Origin of the sequence: Acinetobacter sp. SM34 (genome assembly GCF_022012365.1) — a bacterium.
Lineage (GTDB): Bacteria > Pseudomonadota > Gammaproteobacteria > Pseudomonadales > Moraxellaceae > Acinetobacter.
On sequence record NZ_JAKLTP010000008.1, the window covers coordinates 33,341 to 49,944 of the forward strand.

Consider the following 16,604-nt stretch of genomic DNA (forward strand, 5'->3'; position numbering starts at 1 on the left):
CTAAAGCTTGAAAGTTCGTGGCTCAATACCTAAGCGTCGATATTGTTTAAATTTCTCACGACCCAGTTGTTTTGCCGATTCGTTATTTTCTATGATTTCTATAATGTGACTAAATTTATCAATCTGTTCAATGGCTTGATTGTTAAAATTAAACACAATCCAGTCAGATTGTTCCGGTAGCCGGGAGGAGATACAAATTGGGGCCTGTTCCTGATCAATGCCATGCGGAATGAAACTGCTCGGATCAAAACTCCACAATTGTTCATCGAGCTGCTGTTGCAAGTCTGGGGCGGCACAATACAACCAGATATGCGCCGGCTGTTTCAGAATCTTGCGGCACAAACGGCAAGTGCTTTGCACTTGCCGTTCATTGCTTTTTTCAAACAGGTAGAAGCTGACTTTAGCCATTCGACTGCGCACGGTTTGCCAGGAATTGAACCAGTAATGGTACAGGGCGACCGGTTGCACCTTTGGCTGTACCTGAGTTCCATGCCGTACCGGCAACATCCAGATGTGCCCAACGATATTCACGGGTAAAACGTTGCAAGAAACATGCTGCAGTCACAGAGCCGGCTTTAGGTCCACCGATATTGGCAATATCGGCAAAAGGAGAGTCTAGCTGTTCCTGATAGTCTTCAAGCACCGGCATGCGCCATACCCGGTCAAAAGAGGTCTGGCCTGCAGCGGTAATTTCGGCAGCCAGTTCGTCATCTGGGGTAAACAAACCGGACAAGACTGAACCCAAGGCCACTACACAAGCACCGGTTAAAGTTGCAATATCAATCACTAGCGCCGGATTAAAACGTTTGATATAGGTCAGCGTGTCGCATAACACCAAACGGCCTTCCGCATCGGTATTTAAAATTTCCACCGTTTGACCGCTCATGGTGGTTACGATATCGCCCGGGCGGGTGGCATGACCTGAAGGCATGTTTTCAGCAGCAGCGATGGCACCCACTACATGAATCGGCAGTTTTGCTTCACATAATGCGCGCATGGTGCCTAGTACAGATGCAGCGCCACACATGTCAAATTTCATTTCGTCCATGCCTAGACCTGGTTTGAGTGAAATACCGCCAGTATCAAAAGTTACGCCTTTACCGACCAGTACCACAGGTGCCTGTTCTGTATTGACTTTATATTCAAGGGTAATCACACGGCCCGGACGGTCTGAACCTTTGCTTACGGCAAGGAAGGCATTCATGCCCAAGTCAGCCATTTGCTGCTCATTAATCACGGTCACTTTCAGCAAGTCCGGATACTGCGCTGCCAAGGCTTGAGCCTGTTCTGCCAGATATTCAGGGAAACAGATATTGCCTGGACGGTTGCCCAGGTCACGTGCCAAACTTTGACCTGACTGAACGGCATGAATCAGGCCCAACTGTTGCGGGTTTAAAGTGCTGTTTGCAGCAATCAGATTGATCTGTTGCAGTACAAATTCATTTTTCTTGGATTTGTATTCATCAAAAGCATAGCTGGCCTGAGTTAAAGCCAAGGCAAATAAATAATGCTGTTCAGGTGGCAATGCAGAAATATCAATACTGATCTGTTGGAATTTTTTTTGTGACGCTTTGATAATAGTTTGTGCGATTTTTGCTAATTTAGCTGGCTGAAGTTCTGCTGCCTTATCCAAGCCAATCAGGGCAGTATTTGCACATGCTGCGACTTTGCCAATAAGAGGCAAAGATTCGGTCAGGCTGGCTTTAAATTGAGCAGCTTCTACTAATGTATTTAAACCATTGATTTCATAAGCAGTCTCTGCCTTTTGAAGTTGCTCAGAATCGACTAATATCAACAAATATGGGCTAGATGCATTCTCTTGGAATGACGTATTAATTGTCAGTTTCATGTTCTGTATTCATGCCTTTGAAAGATTGCAAACCATTAAACCATTGAAACATTTCTATGAATAGAGTTTCAATGCGCAACAACAGTATAGGTTTTATATTTTCACCATTCGGGTAAACTAGCGCTAGTTTTTATTTGCCTTTTTTTGGAAGAATTAATTTGATTATTCGGCGTTATCTGGTCAAGCAAGTGGTGTCTACATCCTTGGTGGTGATTGCCTTGCTGACCTTAATCATGATGGGTGGTCGGCTGATCAAGTTCTTTGGTGTGGCGGCACAAGGTCGTTTAGATACCAGTATTTTGTTTAGTATTATTGGTTATCGACTGCCAGAATTTTTAACCTTAATTCTTCCACTCGGCTTTTTTATTGGTCTGATGCTGGTGTTTGGCCGTCTCTATGTCGATCATGAGATGGCAGTCATGAATGGCAGCGGCATCAGCCGTAACCAGCTGGGGCGTTTGCTGATCCCGTTGACGGTGGTTTTTCTTGCTGTGCAAACCGTGTTGATGGTGTGGATGTCTCCATGGGGACTACGTAAGTTTGAAGAACTGACGACTAATCAGGCGGTCAGAACCGGTTTTGATTTGGTCCGTCCCAAAGAATTTATTTCTTCCGGTCCTTATACTATTTATGCCGGAGACCTGTCGGAAGACCGTCGTAATCTTAAAGATGTGTTTTTCTATCAACGCGCAGAAAAGCCGGGCAAGCCTGATGTCATGATTCTGGCGAAAGAAGCCACTCGTGTAGAAGTGGCCAATGAAACGGCCAGTATTGTCGATTTATCTGAAGGGCGCCGTTACGAAATTTTCCCCGGCACACCCAAATATACCCAGGCCGAATTTCAGTCTTACCGTTTACGCCTAGAAAGCGATAAGGAAGCCAAATTTGAAAGTGCGGAAGTCGAAGCCTTACCGATTGGCAAGCTCTGGAACAACCGTACTGATCCGGTGGTGGCAAGTGAATTGGGCTGGCGTATCTTTGTGCCATTTTCCATTGTGACAGCTTTAATGCTAGCGATTGCACTGTGTGAAGTGAGCCCGCGTCAGGGACGCTATTTAAAACTCTTCCCGGCCTTACTGATTTTTGCCAGTTTGATTGTGGCACTCATGGCGGTAAAAACCCGGGTCAGTAAAGATGAAATGGGCATCTGGGCATATCCTATGGTGTTGCTGGCCTATGCAGTTGCCGCAGCTCTGTTTTCCCGGAAGCAGAAACTGGCACCGAAAATCAAGAAACGAATTCAGCAGGTGAGGTCTTAAAATGTTAGCACGTCGAATAATTGCCAAACATGTGACCAAAACCACGGCACTTGCCATGTTAGGTGCTACAGCTGTTTTATCGGTTCTACAGGTTTTATTTACCTATTTGGGTGAATTGGGTTCACTCAACGAGAACTATGGTGCCTGGCAGGCATTGCTCTATGTATTATGGGGTGCACCGCGTTATCTGTATGAAATTTTACCTATTTCTGCCTTAATTGGTGCTGTGCTGGGTTTAGGTACTTTGGCTTCCAATAGTGAGCTGGTAGTGATGCGTTCGGTTGGGGTCAGCCTGTGGCGTATAGTCGGCTGGGTGATTCGCTCAGCCCTGATTCTGGTAGTTTTATCCTTTGTCTTAAGTGAATGGGTGATTCCTTATACCAATGAACAGGCCAAAAGTGTCAAAGATCACCGTAGCGTAAGTTCACTGGGTGAAGTCAATGGTTACTGGACGCGCGAAGGCCAGCGCTTTATTTACATTGATTATGCCAATGCGCAAGGACAGCTAAAACATGTTCAAGTGGTTGACTTTGATGATCGTTATCACTTGAAAGGTGTTTTAAATGCCGAGCAAGGTCAGTTTGTTAAAGATGGTGCTTGGAATCTGAAAACTGCTGCGCAAATGGATATTCTGCCGCAAGGTAATTCAACCTTGGTGAAAACCGATCAGCTGCCTCTGACTTTAGCCTTGCAACCGAAATATGTGCATATGGTCACGATTGACCCTGAAGACTTATCTCCAAGTCAGTTGGTGAGCTTTATGAGTTATATGCATGAATATAGCCAGATTCCAAAAACCTACCAGCTGGCCTTCTGGCAAAAAGTTGGTTCACCTTTTGCCTTGATTGGCCTGGTGCTGATTGCCTGTTCCTTTATTTTTGGCCCTTTACGTCAGCAGTCGATGGGTTTCCGTCTGGTGATTGCCTTATTTACCGGCTTGGGCTTCTTCTATCTTCAGGACTTCTTGGGTTATGCCAGCCTGGTCTATTCACCCTCACCGGCCTGGTTTGTGTTTGTGCCGATTGCGCTGATGATGTTGGTGGGCGGTTATTTACTGCGCCGTGCCCGCTAAATGCTTAAATACAAAGTGGTAAAAACAATGTGCATGATCAGCTTTAGTCATGATCTGCACATAGAGTCTTGACCGAAAATTCGGTAAGATATAACGATGAAATTGTAAACAAAAGAGTGTTCATTATGACGGATGCAACTGCTGGCAAAATCCCTCACGTTTTGGTAATTATGGATGGTGTGGGTCATCGCGAAGCGGTCGAGGACAATGCTTTCCTGGCAGCAAAACGACCTAACTTAACTGCTATGCAACAAAAGCATCCCCATGGTTTGATTTCGGGTTCAGGTGAAGATGTCGGCCTGCCTGATGGTCAAATGGGCAACTCTGAAGTGGGACATATGAACCTTGGTGCAGGCCGTGTGTTGTATCAGGATTTCACCCGTATTACCAAAGACATTCGTACCGGTGCTTTTTTTGAGCATGAAGTGTTGATTGATGCGGTAGAAAAAGCTAAAGCTGCGAATGGTGCAGTACATATTATGGGCTTGTTGTCACAAGGTGGCGTACATGCGCATGAAGACCATATTGTTGCCATGGCTGAACTGGCGTTAAAACGTGGTGCAAAAGTTTATCTGCATGCTTTCCTTGATGGTCGTGATACTCCACCAAAAAGCGCTCAGCCTTCTTTAGAAAAAATAGATGCGGTTTTTGCCCAGTATTCGGGTCAGGGCCGCATTGCGACCATGATCGGTCGTTATTTTGCCATGGATCGTGACAACCGTTGGGATCGCGTAGAACAAGCCTATCGCCTGTTGACCGAAGGTGAAGCTGCACGTACCGCAGCAACAGCAGTTGAAGGTCTGGAACAGGCTTATGCGGCAAATGAGTCGGATGAATTTGTCAAAGCCACCCGTATTGGCGAACTGGCTAAAATTCAGGATGGTGACAGTGTGGTGTTCATGAATTTCCGTGCTGACCGTGCGCGTGAAATTACTAAAGCCTTTGTAGAAAAAGACTTTGCCGGTTTTGAACGTAAAGTTGTACCAAACCTGTCTAAGTTTGTCATGCTCACCCGTTACCAAGCCACCATTGATGCACCTGTGGCCTATATGCCAGAAGCGTTGAAAAATTCGATTGGTGAATACTTGTCTGATTTGGGTAAAACTCAGCTGCGTATTGCTGAAACTGAAAAATATGCCCATGTGACTTTCTTCTTTAGCGGTGGTCGTGAAGATGAATACCCGGGTGAAAAACGTATTTTGATTCCATCTCCAAGCGTGGCAACTTACGACTTGAAACCGGAAATGAGTGCTTATGAAGTTACCGATGAACTGGTTGCGGCAATTAACTCAGGTGAATATGACCTGTTGGTGGTGAACTATGCCAATGGTGATATGGTAGGGCATACCGGTGTATTTGATGCAGCAGTGAAAGCCGTTGAAGCGGTGGATACTTGCCTGGGCCGTGTATATGAAGCAGTAATGGCTAAAAAAGGCCATATGCTGATTACTGCCGATCATGGTAATGTAGAGCAAATGCAGGACTACCAAAGCGGTCAGGTTCATACTCAACATACCACTGAACTGGTTCCATTTATTTATGTCGGCCCAACTTCTGCAACCATTGCTGAAGGTGGCGTCCTTGCAGATGTTGCTCCAACATTGTTGAACCTCATGCAAATTCCTGTACCTGCAGAAATGAAAGGTCGTAATTTGATTACTTTAAAATCATAAAAATTTTTGTATATACAGGTGGATGGATGGCTTTACAGCGCTGGAAAAAGGTTGTCATTTTAACAACGTTATTCATATGCGTGAGCCATTCCGCCTTTGCTGCGGTGAAAAGCAAGGGTCAGCCTGTTTTAGATTTTGATGATGAAGTCGAACAGAATTATGCTGAAGTTCCGGTAGAATCAATTCAGCAATTTGTCCAGATTTATAGCATCGTCAAAGAAAATTATGTCGATGACAAAAATGACGAAACCTTATTTCAACAGGCCATTAAAGGTCTGGTGAGTGGCCTGGATCGTTATTCACGTTACTTAAGTCCAGAAGATTATAAGCAACTGTTGCAATATACCGAAGGCGATATTGCCTCTGTCGATTTTGAACTGGGTTATGACCAGCAGTTGCATCAATGGGTTATTCAAGGTTTAAAGGATAATGCCGACTCAGCCAAGCAAGGTTTGCGCAATGGCGTGAGCGTTTTCAAGGTTGATGATCAGGAACTGAAAAAACTCAACCATGATCAGGTCAATAGCCTACTGAATGGTTCGATTGGCTCTACCTTAAGCTTGCAACTGGCACAAAATAGCAAGCCGCTGATTTTGGTGCGTAATAAAAAAATAGAAACCGATATTCAGGCAACGCTGCTGCATAATCAGGTGCTGGTCATCAAAGTTAAAGTTTTTCAGCAAGATACAGCCAATGAAATCAAACGCTTGATTGAAGAACATTCTTCTTCTTCACGTCTGAAAGCGGTATTGCTCGATTTAAGAAATAATCCTGGCGGCTTGTTGTCGGCTGCGGTTGAATCGGCCGACTTATTCTTGAATCAAGGCATCATCGTATCAACTAAAAGCCGTTCCGAAGGCGATCAGCAGTTTCAGGCCTTGCCCAGTTTTGAATTTCAGAATTTAAAGCTTGGTATTTTAATCAATAACCGTTCAGCTTCTGCCGCTGAAGTTTTTACTGCCGCCATGAAAGATCACGACCGTGCCTGGGTGGTGGGTGAGAAAAGCTATGGCAAAGGGGTAGTACAAAAACTGTTCCCGCTGTCCAATGGTGCTGCTTTACAGATGACAGTATCGCATTACTACACCCCGAAAGGGCAGATGATTGAAGGTGTGGGCATTCAGCCCAATCAACAGTATCTGCTGCAACATGAGATGAAAGAAGAAAACTATCTGGAACATGTTGCAGAGATCATTTTAAGTCATAAATAAACGACCTAGTCCTCGTCGGTATCTAGTCCAAATTTTTTCAGGCGATAACGCAAAGAACGGAAAGACATGCCCAGTTTTTTAGCAGCCAGTGTTCTGTTCCAATGGGTTAAATTCAGGGCATTGAGTAAAATATCTTTTTCAATATTTTCCAGATAAAGCTCTAAACCTTCATCAGGTAATTTCTTGGAAGAAATCAGGATATCACTACGCAATGTATGGTGATCTTCCGTTACGGCTGGCACTGCTACGGTAGGATAACGTAAAGGTGCACTTTGCAAGTGTTGCAAGTCGATTCTTTCGTCATCGCTTAAGGTAATGGCACGTTCAATAATATTGCGCAGTTCACGCACATTTCCCGGATAATACTGACTCAATAAAAAGCTTTTCGCACGATCAGTCAGCTGTTTTGGTGGAATATCCCATTCCTGACTAATTTTCTGAATAAAGTGATGTGCCAATAAAATAATATCGTCACCGCGTTCACGTAGCGGAGGCAGCACCAGATCCATGACATGGATGCGGAAGAATAAATCCTGTCTAAAGCGGCCTTGCTGAACCAAGGCTTCAAGATCCTGATGACTGGCACTAATCACGCGAAAGTCGACATCAATTTCATTGTCTGAACCGACTGGACGAATGCGTTTTTCCTGTACCGCACGCAGCAGTTTAACCTGCATGCTTAAAGGCAGTTCGGCAATTTCATCCAGAAACAAACTGCCGCCATGGGCAGATTGAATCAGGCCCTGTTTGTCTTGTGTGGCGCCAGTAAAGCTGCCTTTTTTATGCCCAAACAGTTCACTTTCCATCAATTCAGTCGGAATGGCTCCGCAGTTAATGGCAATAAACGGACCTTCATTACGGTTACTGAGGCGATGTACCAGATTGGCAATCACTTCTTTTCCTGTCCCGGATTCACCGGTAATAAATACCGGTGCCTGAGAGCGGGCAATTTTATTTAAGGTCACCCGTAACTGTTGAATCGGCAGGGATTGTCCAACTAATAATTTTTGTTCCAAACTGTCTTCTTTGGTCTGAAACTGTTCAAACGGTTTGTTAAAAGCTTTTTGCAGGAGTTGTTCCAGATGCTTCTGATTCACCGGTTTGTTGACAAAATCGAAGGCGCCAGCTTTAAGTGCTGCAATGGCAATTTCCATATTGCCATAGGCAGTCAGTACCGCGACCGGTATGGAGGGAAAATGCTGGTTAATCCATTCCACCAGTTGCAGTCCATTACCGTCTGGTAAATTTAAATCGGTTAAACAGGCATCATAGCGGTATTCAGACAAGAATTTTTTAGCCTGTTCAACACGATGTGCAATATGGGTTTTGATCCCGATACGAGATAAAGACATTTGCATGAGGGTACACAAATCTTCCTCATCATCCACCAATAAAACAAGTGGTTGTTGTTCCACAATACACCCCAGCAATTTAAATTTATAAAGCAACTCGCAGGCATTCTATTCGAAAGCATGCCCCTTGTTCTTGTTCTACATAGTTCAGTTTTGCCTGATTTGCTTCGCAAAAACTATGTGATAGGTATAATCCTAAACCAGTTCCTGTGATTTCGGTACTAAAAAAAGGTTGAAATAAATAAGCCAGATCCTTGGAGGCAACGCCGGCCCCAAAATCACGGACGTCAATACGTACATTGGTTTCCTGTAAATAAACATTCAATTCGATATGTGAATGCTCAGGTGAATTATGTCGAATGGCATTGCGAATCAGGTTAATCAGAACTTGACGAAGTTGTGCCTCGTCGAAACGAATAAAAATTTTGCCCTGAACGGTAGATTTAATTTGAGTGGCAATATCCGCCAAATCTTCCTGGATTAGTAAGGGAATAAATTGTTTTAGCTCAATGTTTGAAGGATGGGTTTCTTTATTGCGCACCATATTTAGCGTGTCTTGTACAATACGGTCTATACGCTGCGCCTGTTTGGAAATCATTCGGCTCAAAGCTGCTTGTTGATGCTGATCGCTATCACTGAAAAGTTCATTGGCTTGTACAATGGCCGCTAAAGGATTGCGAATTTCATGGGCAATGCTGGCAGACAATTGACCTAATGCCGCGAGTTTTAATTGTTGTACGCGTTGATTGATCTTGGTGGCATCCTGCAACACCAGCAGGGTCAGGGTTTGATGCGGAACCATGAGTTTTTGCACTTCAATATGCATATGATAATGGCTGAGCTGCGACTCAAACTGGAATTTTTCTCCGTCCTGCAGTTGATCAAATTTAAGTAATTCAAATAAATCGGGCTGTGCCTTGTATAAGGGGTATTTGTCATAGGCATAGAGTGGGGGAATGCCTAAAAGCATGCAAGCAGCAGGGTTGCTCAGTACAATATGACAGTTTTCATCTAAAACCAGATAACCCAGTTCAATTTGTTCCAGAATATAGCGATTCAGGTTTTGCAGTCGGTTTAATTCCAGCGATTGAGAAAAATTTAAATTTTCCAGTAACTGGAAGCGTTTTACCGCAATTTGACCACTGCCATAGACCACAAAAAACAGAAAGGCCAGTACCGCACTATTGCCAATATTATTCAGTGAAGAAAAATCAAAAATAGTGCCTAAAAAAAGCTGATAAATCACACTAATTACCGCAATTAAGGTAATGATTAGCGCCTTTTTTGCATTCAGTAATAACGATGCGGCAAAGATAGTAATCACAAATAGCAGACTTAATTGCAGGTTGGGACCATCTACCGCCAAGGTGAGCAAGCTTAAAGCAATCACATCGACAACAAATAACAGCGGCAGCTGCTGGGTAATTTTTAAACGTATGCTTTTTAGCGTGATTAACTGGATACAGTTTGTAAATACGTAGCCAATCAGCACGTAAAGATAAAGCTGCGGATAGTGATAATCGGTATTTAAGTACTGGGAAGTGAGTAAAAAAATCAGCAGAAGACTGGTCGCAATAATGAGTCTATACGTGCTATACCAAATGCCTAAATGATATTGGTTAAACTCAAAGGTCTGGGTAGGTTGCGTCATGCATGTCTTCTACAAGCCAAAGGGTATTAAGGTTTAATCAGACCATAGCGAATGGCCAAGTGAGTTAGTTTGACATCACTATCCAGATTCAGCTTTTCAAAAATGCGGTAACGGTAAGTGTTCACCGTTTTGACACTGACAAAAAGTTTATCGGCAATTTCCTGGGCACTAATACAATTCACCACCATCATCGCCACCTGCATTTCACGTTCCGATAAGGCATCAAAAGGAGATTGCTGGGTGTCTGAAAGATAGGAACTGGCCAGTTGTTCTGCAATGTCGGCACTGAAATACTTTCCACCTTGCATGACCTTGTTGATGGCACGAACCATTTCGGTCACAGGTGCACCTTTGGTGATATAGCCTTTTGCACCTGCTTTAAGCAATAAGGAAGGATAGGGCTCTTCAGCCAAGCCGCTTACCGCCAGTACTTTGGTTTCAGGCGCAGTTTGCAATAGACGTCGGGTAGTTTCTACCCCGCCAATTCCGGGCATGTTTACATCCAGCAAAACGACATTAGGATGATGATGGCGGACTAAGTTAATCGCTTCTTCACCAGATTCAGCCTGACCAATCACTTGAACATCCGCATGGTCTTCAAGCATACGGCAAATTCCGGTACGTACTAATTCATGGTCATCTACCACTAAAACTGTGATCACCTAGTTCTCCCTCATATCAAAAAAATGCATTTTTTTTGTTACATAAAGCAAAATAAGCTTGCAATGAAATGACAAAATTAGCAATCCTATTCTATATCTTTCAATTAAATGTTATACACAATGTTGTGAGCAACAAAAAGTGTTCATCTTTGTGTCTAAATGTAAGCATTTTTGAGGGAATATACAAATGTATATTGCCTCCTTGAGTTGAGTAAATCACCGTGAAAAATTCGAAAAAATCTTTAATGCATATGCTGGGCATTTCAATTCTGCTTAGCATGAGTTCAGCCAGTTTTGCAGAACTGGTTATGGATGCGTCTAAAGGGAAGGGACAGGCTGCGTTGAACTGGTCCTCTGAGGATGTCAATCAATTATTAAACGGTGATGCTTCAGCTGAAGAAGTCTCTCCACAAGGTTCAACCAAAATAGCCACTTCCGTACGTAGTTCGAATGGTGTGGTGACACATTCTGCACCTAAAACAGTACAAATTTTAAATAATTCCAATTATAGCAACCAGCCTTCGGTTAATGCCCGCGCTGCATTGGTGATGGACGGTCAAACTGGCGAAGTGCTTTATAGTAAAAATAGCAATACGGCTTTTCCAATTGCATCGATTACCAAGCTGATGACAGCTGTCGTAATTGCGGATTCCCGTTTAAATATGTCAGAAAAAATAACTTTACAGCAATCTGACTTTTCATGTTCGGGCTGTAAAAGTTCAAGTTCGACTTTACGCGCGGGTGATAGCATGAATCGCGCTGAAGCTTTACTGTTTGCTTTAATGAAGTCTGAAAACCCTGCAGCAGCAGCATTGGCACGTACTTATCCGGGTGGTCGAGCAGCATTTGTGGCTGCAATGAATGCCAAGGCAAAATCTTTAGGCATGAATTCAACCCATTATATGGAGTCTTCAGGTTTAGACCCGCGTAATGTGTCTTCAGCACGAGACTTGGGTATTTTGGTGAATACGGCGTCTCAATATAGTTTGATCCGTCAGTTCTCAACCACAGCAAGCTATGATTTTAACTTGGGCTATCGTGTATTAAAATCGAACAATACCAATGCTTTGGTACGTAACGGTGGCTGGAATATCAATATTTCAAAAACAGGTTATATTAATGAAGCAGGGCGTTGTGTGGTGATGCATACCACTTTAAATAACCGTCCTGCAATTGTGGTACTTCTTGGAGCAGATTCCTCTGCCGCACGTACCAACGATGCAACACGTTTAATGAGCTGGGCAACCCAGTTACCCAAACGTATTTAATGTTAAATTTTGGGAAGTATTCAAATTTACTCAACTTTTAAATACTTCTGAATTAAAAAGCCCTGCAATTGCAGGGCTTTTTTGTTTCAATCTAAAGATGAAATAAATTACATATTAGAAAGAATAGAGTCTTTGACTTGATTCATTGTCGCATCGATAGACAACATCACTGCATCAGAACATTGTTTGATTGCTGTGTCAGGGTCTTTTAAGCCGTTACCAGTCACTGTACATACAATTACAGAACCTTCAGCAATTTTACCTGCTTTAATGTCACGAATTGCACCACCGATAGATGCTGCAGAAGCAGGTTCTACGAATACACCTTCGTACATAGACAGCATGCGTTGTGCTTCAAGGATTTCGGCATCAGTTAGTTCGTCGAACCAACCTTGAGAATCACGAACAACCGCTTTGGCATGGTTCCAGCTTTGTGGGTTACCGATACGGATTGCAGTTGCGATAGTTTCAGGGTTTTCCACTGGTGCACCACGTAAGAATGGAGCAGCGCCAGAAGCCTGGTAACCGACCATTGTTGGCAGACCTTCAGGTTTTGGACCAGTGAATTGATCTGTTGCAGCATCATAAACCACTTGTTCAAACTGGTCTTTAGGCTGGTTGGCAACAGCTTCGGTATAACCCATCCAGTGTGCAGTGATGTTACCTGCGTTACCCACTGGTAGACAGTGATAATCAGGTGCACGACCTAATTCATCCACGATTTCGTAAGCAATGGTTTTTTGACCTTGCAAACGGTACGGGTTGATTGAGTTTACGATGGTCACAGGCGCTTGGTCAGCCACTTCTTTTACCAGACGCATGCCGTCATCGAAGTTGCCGCGAATTTGCATGGTTACCGCACCGTACATCATGGCTTGTGCCATTTTACCCATGGCAATTTTGCCTTCCGGGATGAGTACGAACGCTTTGATACCGGCACGGGCAGCATAAGCAGCCGCTGCAGCAGAAGTGTTACCTGTAGATGCACAGATAATGGCTTTAGAACCTTCTTCAACCGCTTTAGTTACCGCCATGGTCATGCCACGGTCTTTAAATGAACCAGTCGGGTTTAAGCCCTCGTACTTCACATAAATTTCAACATTTTTGCCAATAATGCGAGGAATGTTCTCAAGCTTGATCAGTGGCGTGTTACCTTCGCCTAAAGAGATTGCGCGAGTTGTTGCAGACACTGGTAAACGGTCGCGATAGCGGTCAACTAAACCAGTATAACGATTGGCATTAGACATGATGATGTTCCAATTGTATGTAGAGCTTGGCAAGGGGAATACTCCCCTCAACCCGATTAATTATCAAGCGATTCTAAACGAATTCGTACAATTTCGCCATGAATGACGGGCAATGCTTGAATTTGCTGAAGGGCTTCATCCATTTTTGATTCTTTCACTGGATCAGTCAGAATCACGATAGGAATAAGGTCTTTTAAGCGCGGCTGTTGCATGATCGCGTCGATGCTAATACCGGCACGGCTTAAAATGGTGGTGACATCGGCCAGAACGCCAGTTTGATCTTCGGCATTAATACGGATGTAATATCCGGTGGTCATTTCTTCACGTGGTAGAATTGGTAAGTCTGTCAGTGCTTCAAACGCAAGCTGCGGAATAGTTCCAGCACCATCTTCTGTGTAAATAATGTCACGGACAATATCCACCACGTCCGCGACTACCGCAGAAGCCGTTGGACCTGCACCTGCGCCAGCACCGTAATACAGTGTTGGACCGACTGCATTGGCTTGGACTAGAACGGCATTTTTTACACCGTTGACGTTAGCAATCAGCTGGTCATCTGGAATCAAGGTCGGGTGGACGCGTAATTCAATTCCGGCATCGGTACGGCGTGCAATACCCAAGTGTTTGATACGGAAGCCCAAGTCTTCGGCATATTTCACGTCTTGAGCAGTCACTTTGCTGATGCCTTCGGTAAATACCTTATCGAACTGTAGCGGAATACCAAATGCACATGAAGCCAGAATCGTTAGTTTATGTGCAGCATCAATGCCTTCAACGTCAAAGGTTGGATCTGCTTCAGCATAACCCAGTTCTTGCGCTTCTTTGAGCACGTCTGCAAAGGTACGACCTTTTTCACGCATTTCACTTAAAATGAAGTTGCCTGTACCATTGATGATGCCCGCCAGCCAGTCAATTTTATTGGCAGCCAAACCTTCACGAATCACTTTAATAATCGGAATACCACCGGCAACGGCTGCTTCATAGGCAATTTGCACGGCATTGTCTTCGGCCGCTTTAAACAGTTCATTGCCATGTTCAGCCAGTAAGGCCTTGTTGGCCGTCACAATGTGCTTGCCGTGTTTCATCGCTTCCATGATGACTTCATAAGCAGGGTGAATACCGCCCATGACTTCAACCACAACATCGACATCCGGTTGACGAACGATATCGAGCAGATCAGCACTTTGCTTCGCCGAAGCAGGTAAATCCAGATCAGGACGTGGACGACGGGTACCTACATGAGTGATTCGAATTTCTCGACCGGTGCGACGTTTAATCTCAGCAGCATTTTCTTTTAGTAGTTTAAGGGCACCACCACCCACAGTACCAAGACCGAGGATTGCCAGACGAACTGGTTTCACGTCACACTCCAAATATGTATTCAACTTTAAGCGAAACTAGATCATAGCTAAAAAAACCGCCAGACTCTAGGGTAGATATCACTTTATCTTTACCTATTAAATTTAGTAAATGAATTGATAAAAATTAGTTATTTAAACGTTGCACCAATTCTTCAGGCGATAGATATCCACCCAGGTAAACACCCTCGGTATTATAAATTGCTGGAGTACCATTGACGCCCATATTCAAGCCCAATTGATATTGATCTCTGACTGGATTTTTACAGGTCGCTGGAGCAAGCGGTGCACCGGCAATGGCCTGATCGAATGCAGCTTGACGGTCGGCACTACACCATACGCTTTCCATGGCTGGCATGAACTGTTCGCCACGTGGCCATGCGATATAGCGTACTTCAATGCCCTGGGCATTAATTTCAGCCATATGTTCATGTAATTTATGACAATATGGACAGCTGGCATCGGTAAAGACATAGACCACATGTTTGGTCTTGCCTTTGGCTTTATAAACCAGCAGATCTTCAGTTTTTAAGTTGGCAAGCAGCTTCTTGTTGGTCTCAGACTGCAAGTTTTCACTGACATTGTGAATTTTACTGTCACCTAAACGCAGTACATCGCCTTGAATAATGTATTTGCCATCGGCAGTGGCATATACAGATGACATGCCTTCGAGAGTGACCCAATACAGATTAGGGACTTCAGTCGCTTTAATATTTAAAATTTTGGCATTGATATTGGCTTTCTTGAAATGCTGCTGCAAGGTGTTGACCAGACGTTGCTGTGCATTGCGTTCTGAAAGGTTGGATGCTTCCCCGGTGGCAGGTGCGCTAGCGGTTAAAGTATTTTGCTTTTTTTCATCATTATTCGAATTGGAGCAGGCCGTTAATCCCAAGCCAACAACAAGTGTACATGCGAGAAAAATTTTTGAACGGGTAAATAACATAAACAACCCTTTCTTGTAGGTATAAAAAAACAGGTGAATAAGCATAACAAAAAAAAATGCCTGAAATAAAACTTCTTAGTCTGATATTTACTGCCGTTAAGCGCGTGGGTGATAAGTGGCATGTAACTGTTGCATGCGAACCTGAGCCACGTGGGTATAAATTTGCGTGGTGGATAAATCACTATGTCCGAGCAGCATCTGTACCACACGCAAATCGGCGCCATGATTGAGCAGATGGGTGGCGAAGGCATGCCGCAGGGTATGCGGCGAAAGTTCGGCCTGAATGCCGGCTTGCAAGGCATAGCGCTTAATGGCATACCAGAAATTTTGCCGACTCATGATGCCACCATGCTGGGTTAAAAACACATAGTCAGTGGCAGATTTATACAGGCTGGCACGTGCTTGCTGCAGATATTTTTCAATCCATTCGCAAGCGACCTGCCCCAAAGGCACCAGACGTTCCTTATTGCCTTTGCCGACAATACGCAAATAGCCCTGTTTTAGGTTAATCAGTTCCAGCCTTAAATTGAGCAATTCAGATACCCGCAGTCCGCAGGCGTAGAGGACTTCAAACATCGCCCGGTCACGTAAGCCCAGAGCGGTATTGATATCTGGTGCATTAATTAAGGCTTCAACATCGGCTTCGGATAAATCCTTCGGTAAGGCTCGCCCAATTTTAGGGGTTTTATGGGTCGCCACCGGATTATCGCTACGTAATTTTTGCTCACGCAGAAATTTATAAAAGGAACGCAGGGCAGAAAGTGAGCGGGCAATCGAGCGCGGACTTTTTCCCTGTTGGGTCAGGTTTAATAAAACATCGGAAATGTCATCACTGCTCCAGTCTGGCATGGCAACAGCACTGCATTCACTACATTGAATTAAATCAGATAGATAGGCATTACGGGTATGCGGACTGACGGTTTGGGCAATTAAATAATCTCGAAAGCCCTGCAAAAAACTTAAATTTTCAGGAATGTTTACAGCTGCGGGAATACGAGGCTTTTTATTGAGCATGTCACTTCTACGTTAAATGAAAACCCCAAGTTTTTCTTGGTCTTG

Annotated in this window: 14 protein-coding genes; 5 read left to right on the forward strand and 9 right to left on the reverse strand. The window is 44.1% G+C overall.

Annotation, left to right across the window (positions count from 1 at the left end):
- Positions 1 to 408 carry a DNA polymerase III subunit chi gene (locus tag LZZ98_RS08375; RefSeq protein WP_237787455.1) on the reverse strand — a complete coding sequence of 136 codons (408 nt, stop codon included), beginning with the start codon at positions 406 to 408 and terminating at the stop codon, positions 1 to 3.
- Complete coding sequence (locus LZZ98_RS08380) at positions 401 to 1,849, reverse strand: leucyl aminopeptidase (RefSeq protein WP_237787456.1); 1,449 nt, start codon at positions 1,847 to 1,849, stop codon at positions 401 to 403. Before LZZ98_RS08380 ends, LZZ98_RS08375 begins: the two co-directional genes overlap by 8 nt.
- 158 nt (positions 1,850 to 2,007) lie before the next feature.
- On the opposite strand from LZZ98_RS08380, the gene lptF reads away from it, so the two are divergent.
- From lptF to LZZ98_RS08400, 4 genes are all read left to right on the forward strand, one after another.
- Positions 2,008 to 3,108: an LPS export ABC transporter permease LptF gene (lptF, locus tag LZZ98_RS08385; RefSeq protein ID WP_237787457.1), complete on the forward strand. Its 1,101-nt coding sequence runs from the start codon at positions 2,008 to 2,010 to the stop codon at positions 3,106 to 3,108.
- 1 nt (position 3,109) lies between these two features.
- The gene (gene lptG, locus LZZ98_RS08390; RefSeq protein WP_086174149.1) at positions 3,110 to 4,180 is read left to right on the forward strand and encodes an LPS export ABC transporter permease LptG; all 1,071 of its coding nucleotides are present in this window, start codon (positions 3,110 to 3,112) and stop codon (positions 4,178 to 4,180) included.
- A 125-nt stretch (positions 4,181 to 4,305) separates the two neighbouring features.
- The gene (gene gpmI / locus LZZ98_RS08395; protein ID WP_237787458.1) at positions 4,306 to 5,853 is read left to right on the forward strand and encodes a 2,3-bisphosphoglycerate-independent phosphoglycerate mutase; all 1,548 of its coding nucleotides are present in this window, start codon (positions 4,306 to 4,308) and stop codon (positions 5,851 to 5,853) included.
- A 26-nt stretch (positions 5,854 to 5,879) separates the two neighbouring features.
- Complete coding sequence (locus tag LZZ98_RS08400; protein ID WP_237787459.1) at positions 5,880 to 7,064, forward strand: S41 family peptidase; 1,185 nt, start codon at positions 5,880 to 5,882, stop codon at positions 7,062 to 7,064.
- Between the two features lie 5 nt (positions 7,065 to 7,069).
- On the opposite strand, the gene LZZ98_RS08405 is transcribed toward LZZ98_RS08400, so the two are convergent.
- From LZZ98_RS08405 to gacA, 3 genes are read right to left on the reverse strand one after another with little or no spacing between them, the layout of a single operon-like run.
- On the reverse strand, positions 7,070 to 8,482 hold the full coding sequence (locus tag LZZ98_RS08405; RefSeq protein ID WP_330848199.1) for a sigma-54-dependent transcriptional regulator: 1,413 nt from the start codon (positions 8,480 to 8,482) through the stop codon (positions 7,070 to 7,072).
- Positions 8,483 to 8,501: 19 nt separating this feature from the next.
- Entirely contained in the window at positions 8,502 to 10,067 is a 1,566-nt protein-coding gene (locus LZZ98_RS08410; RefSeq protein WP_237787460.1) for a sensor histidine kinase, read from the reverse strand.
- A gap of 26 nt (positions 10,068 to 10,093) precedes the next feature.
- Positions 10,094 to 10,729 carry a response regulator transcription factor GacA gene (gene gacA, locus LZZ98_RS08415; RefSeq protein ID WP_086174145.1) on the reverse strand — a complete coding sequence of 212 codons (636 nt, stop codon included), beginning with the start codon at positions 10,727 to 10,729 and terminating at the stop codon, positions 10,094 to 10,096.
- A 221-nt stretch (positions 10,730 to 10,950) separates the two neighbouring features.
- Here gacA and LZZ98_RS08420 point away from each other — a divergent pair, with 221 nt between their 5' ends.
- Positions 10,951 to 11,997, forward strand: a complete 1,047-nt coding sequence (locus LZZ98_RS08420) for a serine hydrolase (RefSeq protein ID WP_237787461.1) — start codon at positions 10,951 to 10,953, stop codon at positions 11,995 to 11,997.
- Positions 11,998 to 12,104: 107 nt separating this feature from the next.
- Here LZZ98_RS08420 and thrC read toward each other — a convergent pair whose 3' ends face one another.
- The 4 genes from thrC to xerD form a co-directional block, all read right to left on the reverse strand.
- On the reverse strand, positions 12,105 to 13,244 hold the full coding sequence (gene thrC / locus LZZ98_RS08425; RefSeq protein ID WP_237787462.1) for a threonine synthase: 1,140 nt from the start codon (positions 13,242 to 13,244) through the stop codon (positions 12,105 to 12,107).
- A 56-nt stretch (positions 13,245 to 13,300) separates the two neighbouring features.
- Entirely contained in the window at positions 13,301 to 14,605 is a 1,305-nt protein-coding gene (locus LZZ98_RS08430) for a homoserine dehydrogenase (protein ID WP_237787463.1), read from the reverse strand.
- Positions 14,606 to 14,729: 124 nt separating this feature from the next.
- The gene (locus LZZ98_RS08435; RefSeq protein ID WP_237787464.1) at positions 14,730 to 15,545 is read right to left on the reverse strand and encodes a DsbC family protein; all 816 of its coding nucleotides are present in this window, start codon (positions 15,543 to 15,545) and stop codon (positions 14,730 to 14,732) included.
- 96 nt (positions 15,546 to 15,641) lie between these two features.
- On the reverse strand, positions 15,642 to 16,559 hold the full coding sequence (xerD, locus tag LZZ98_RS08440; protein WP_237787465.1) for a site-specific tyrosine recombinase XerD: 918 nt from the start codon (positions 16,557 to 16,559) through the stop codon (positions 15,642 to 15,644).
- Between the last annotated feature and the right edge of the window lie 45 nt (positions 16,560 to 16,604).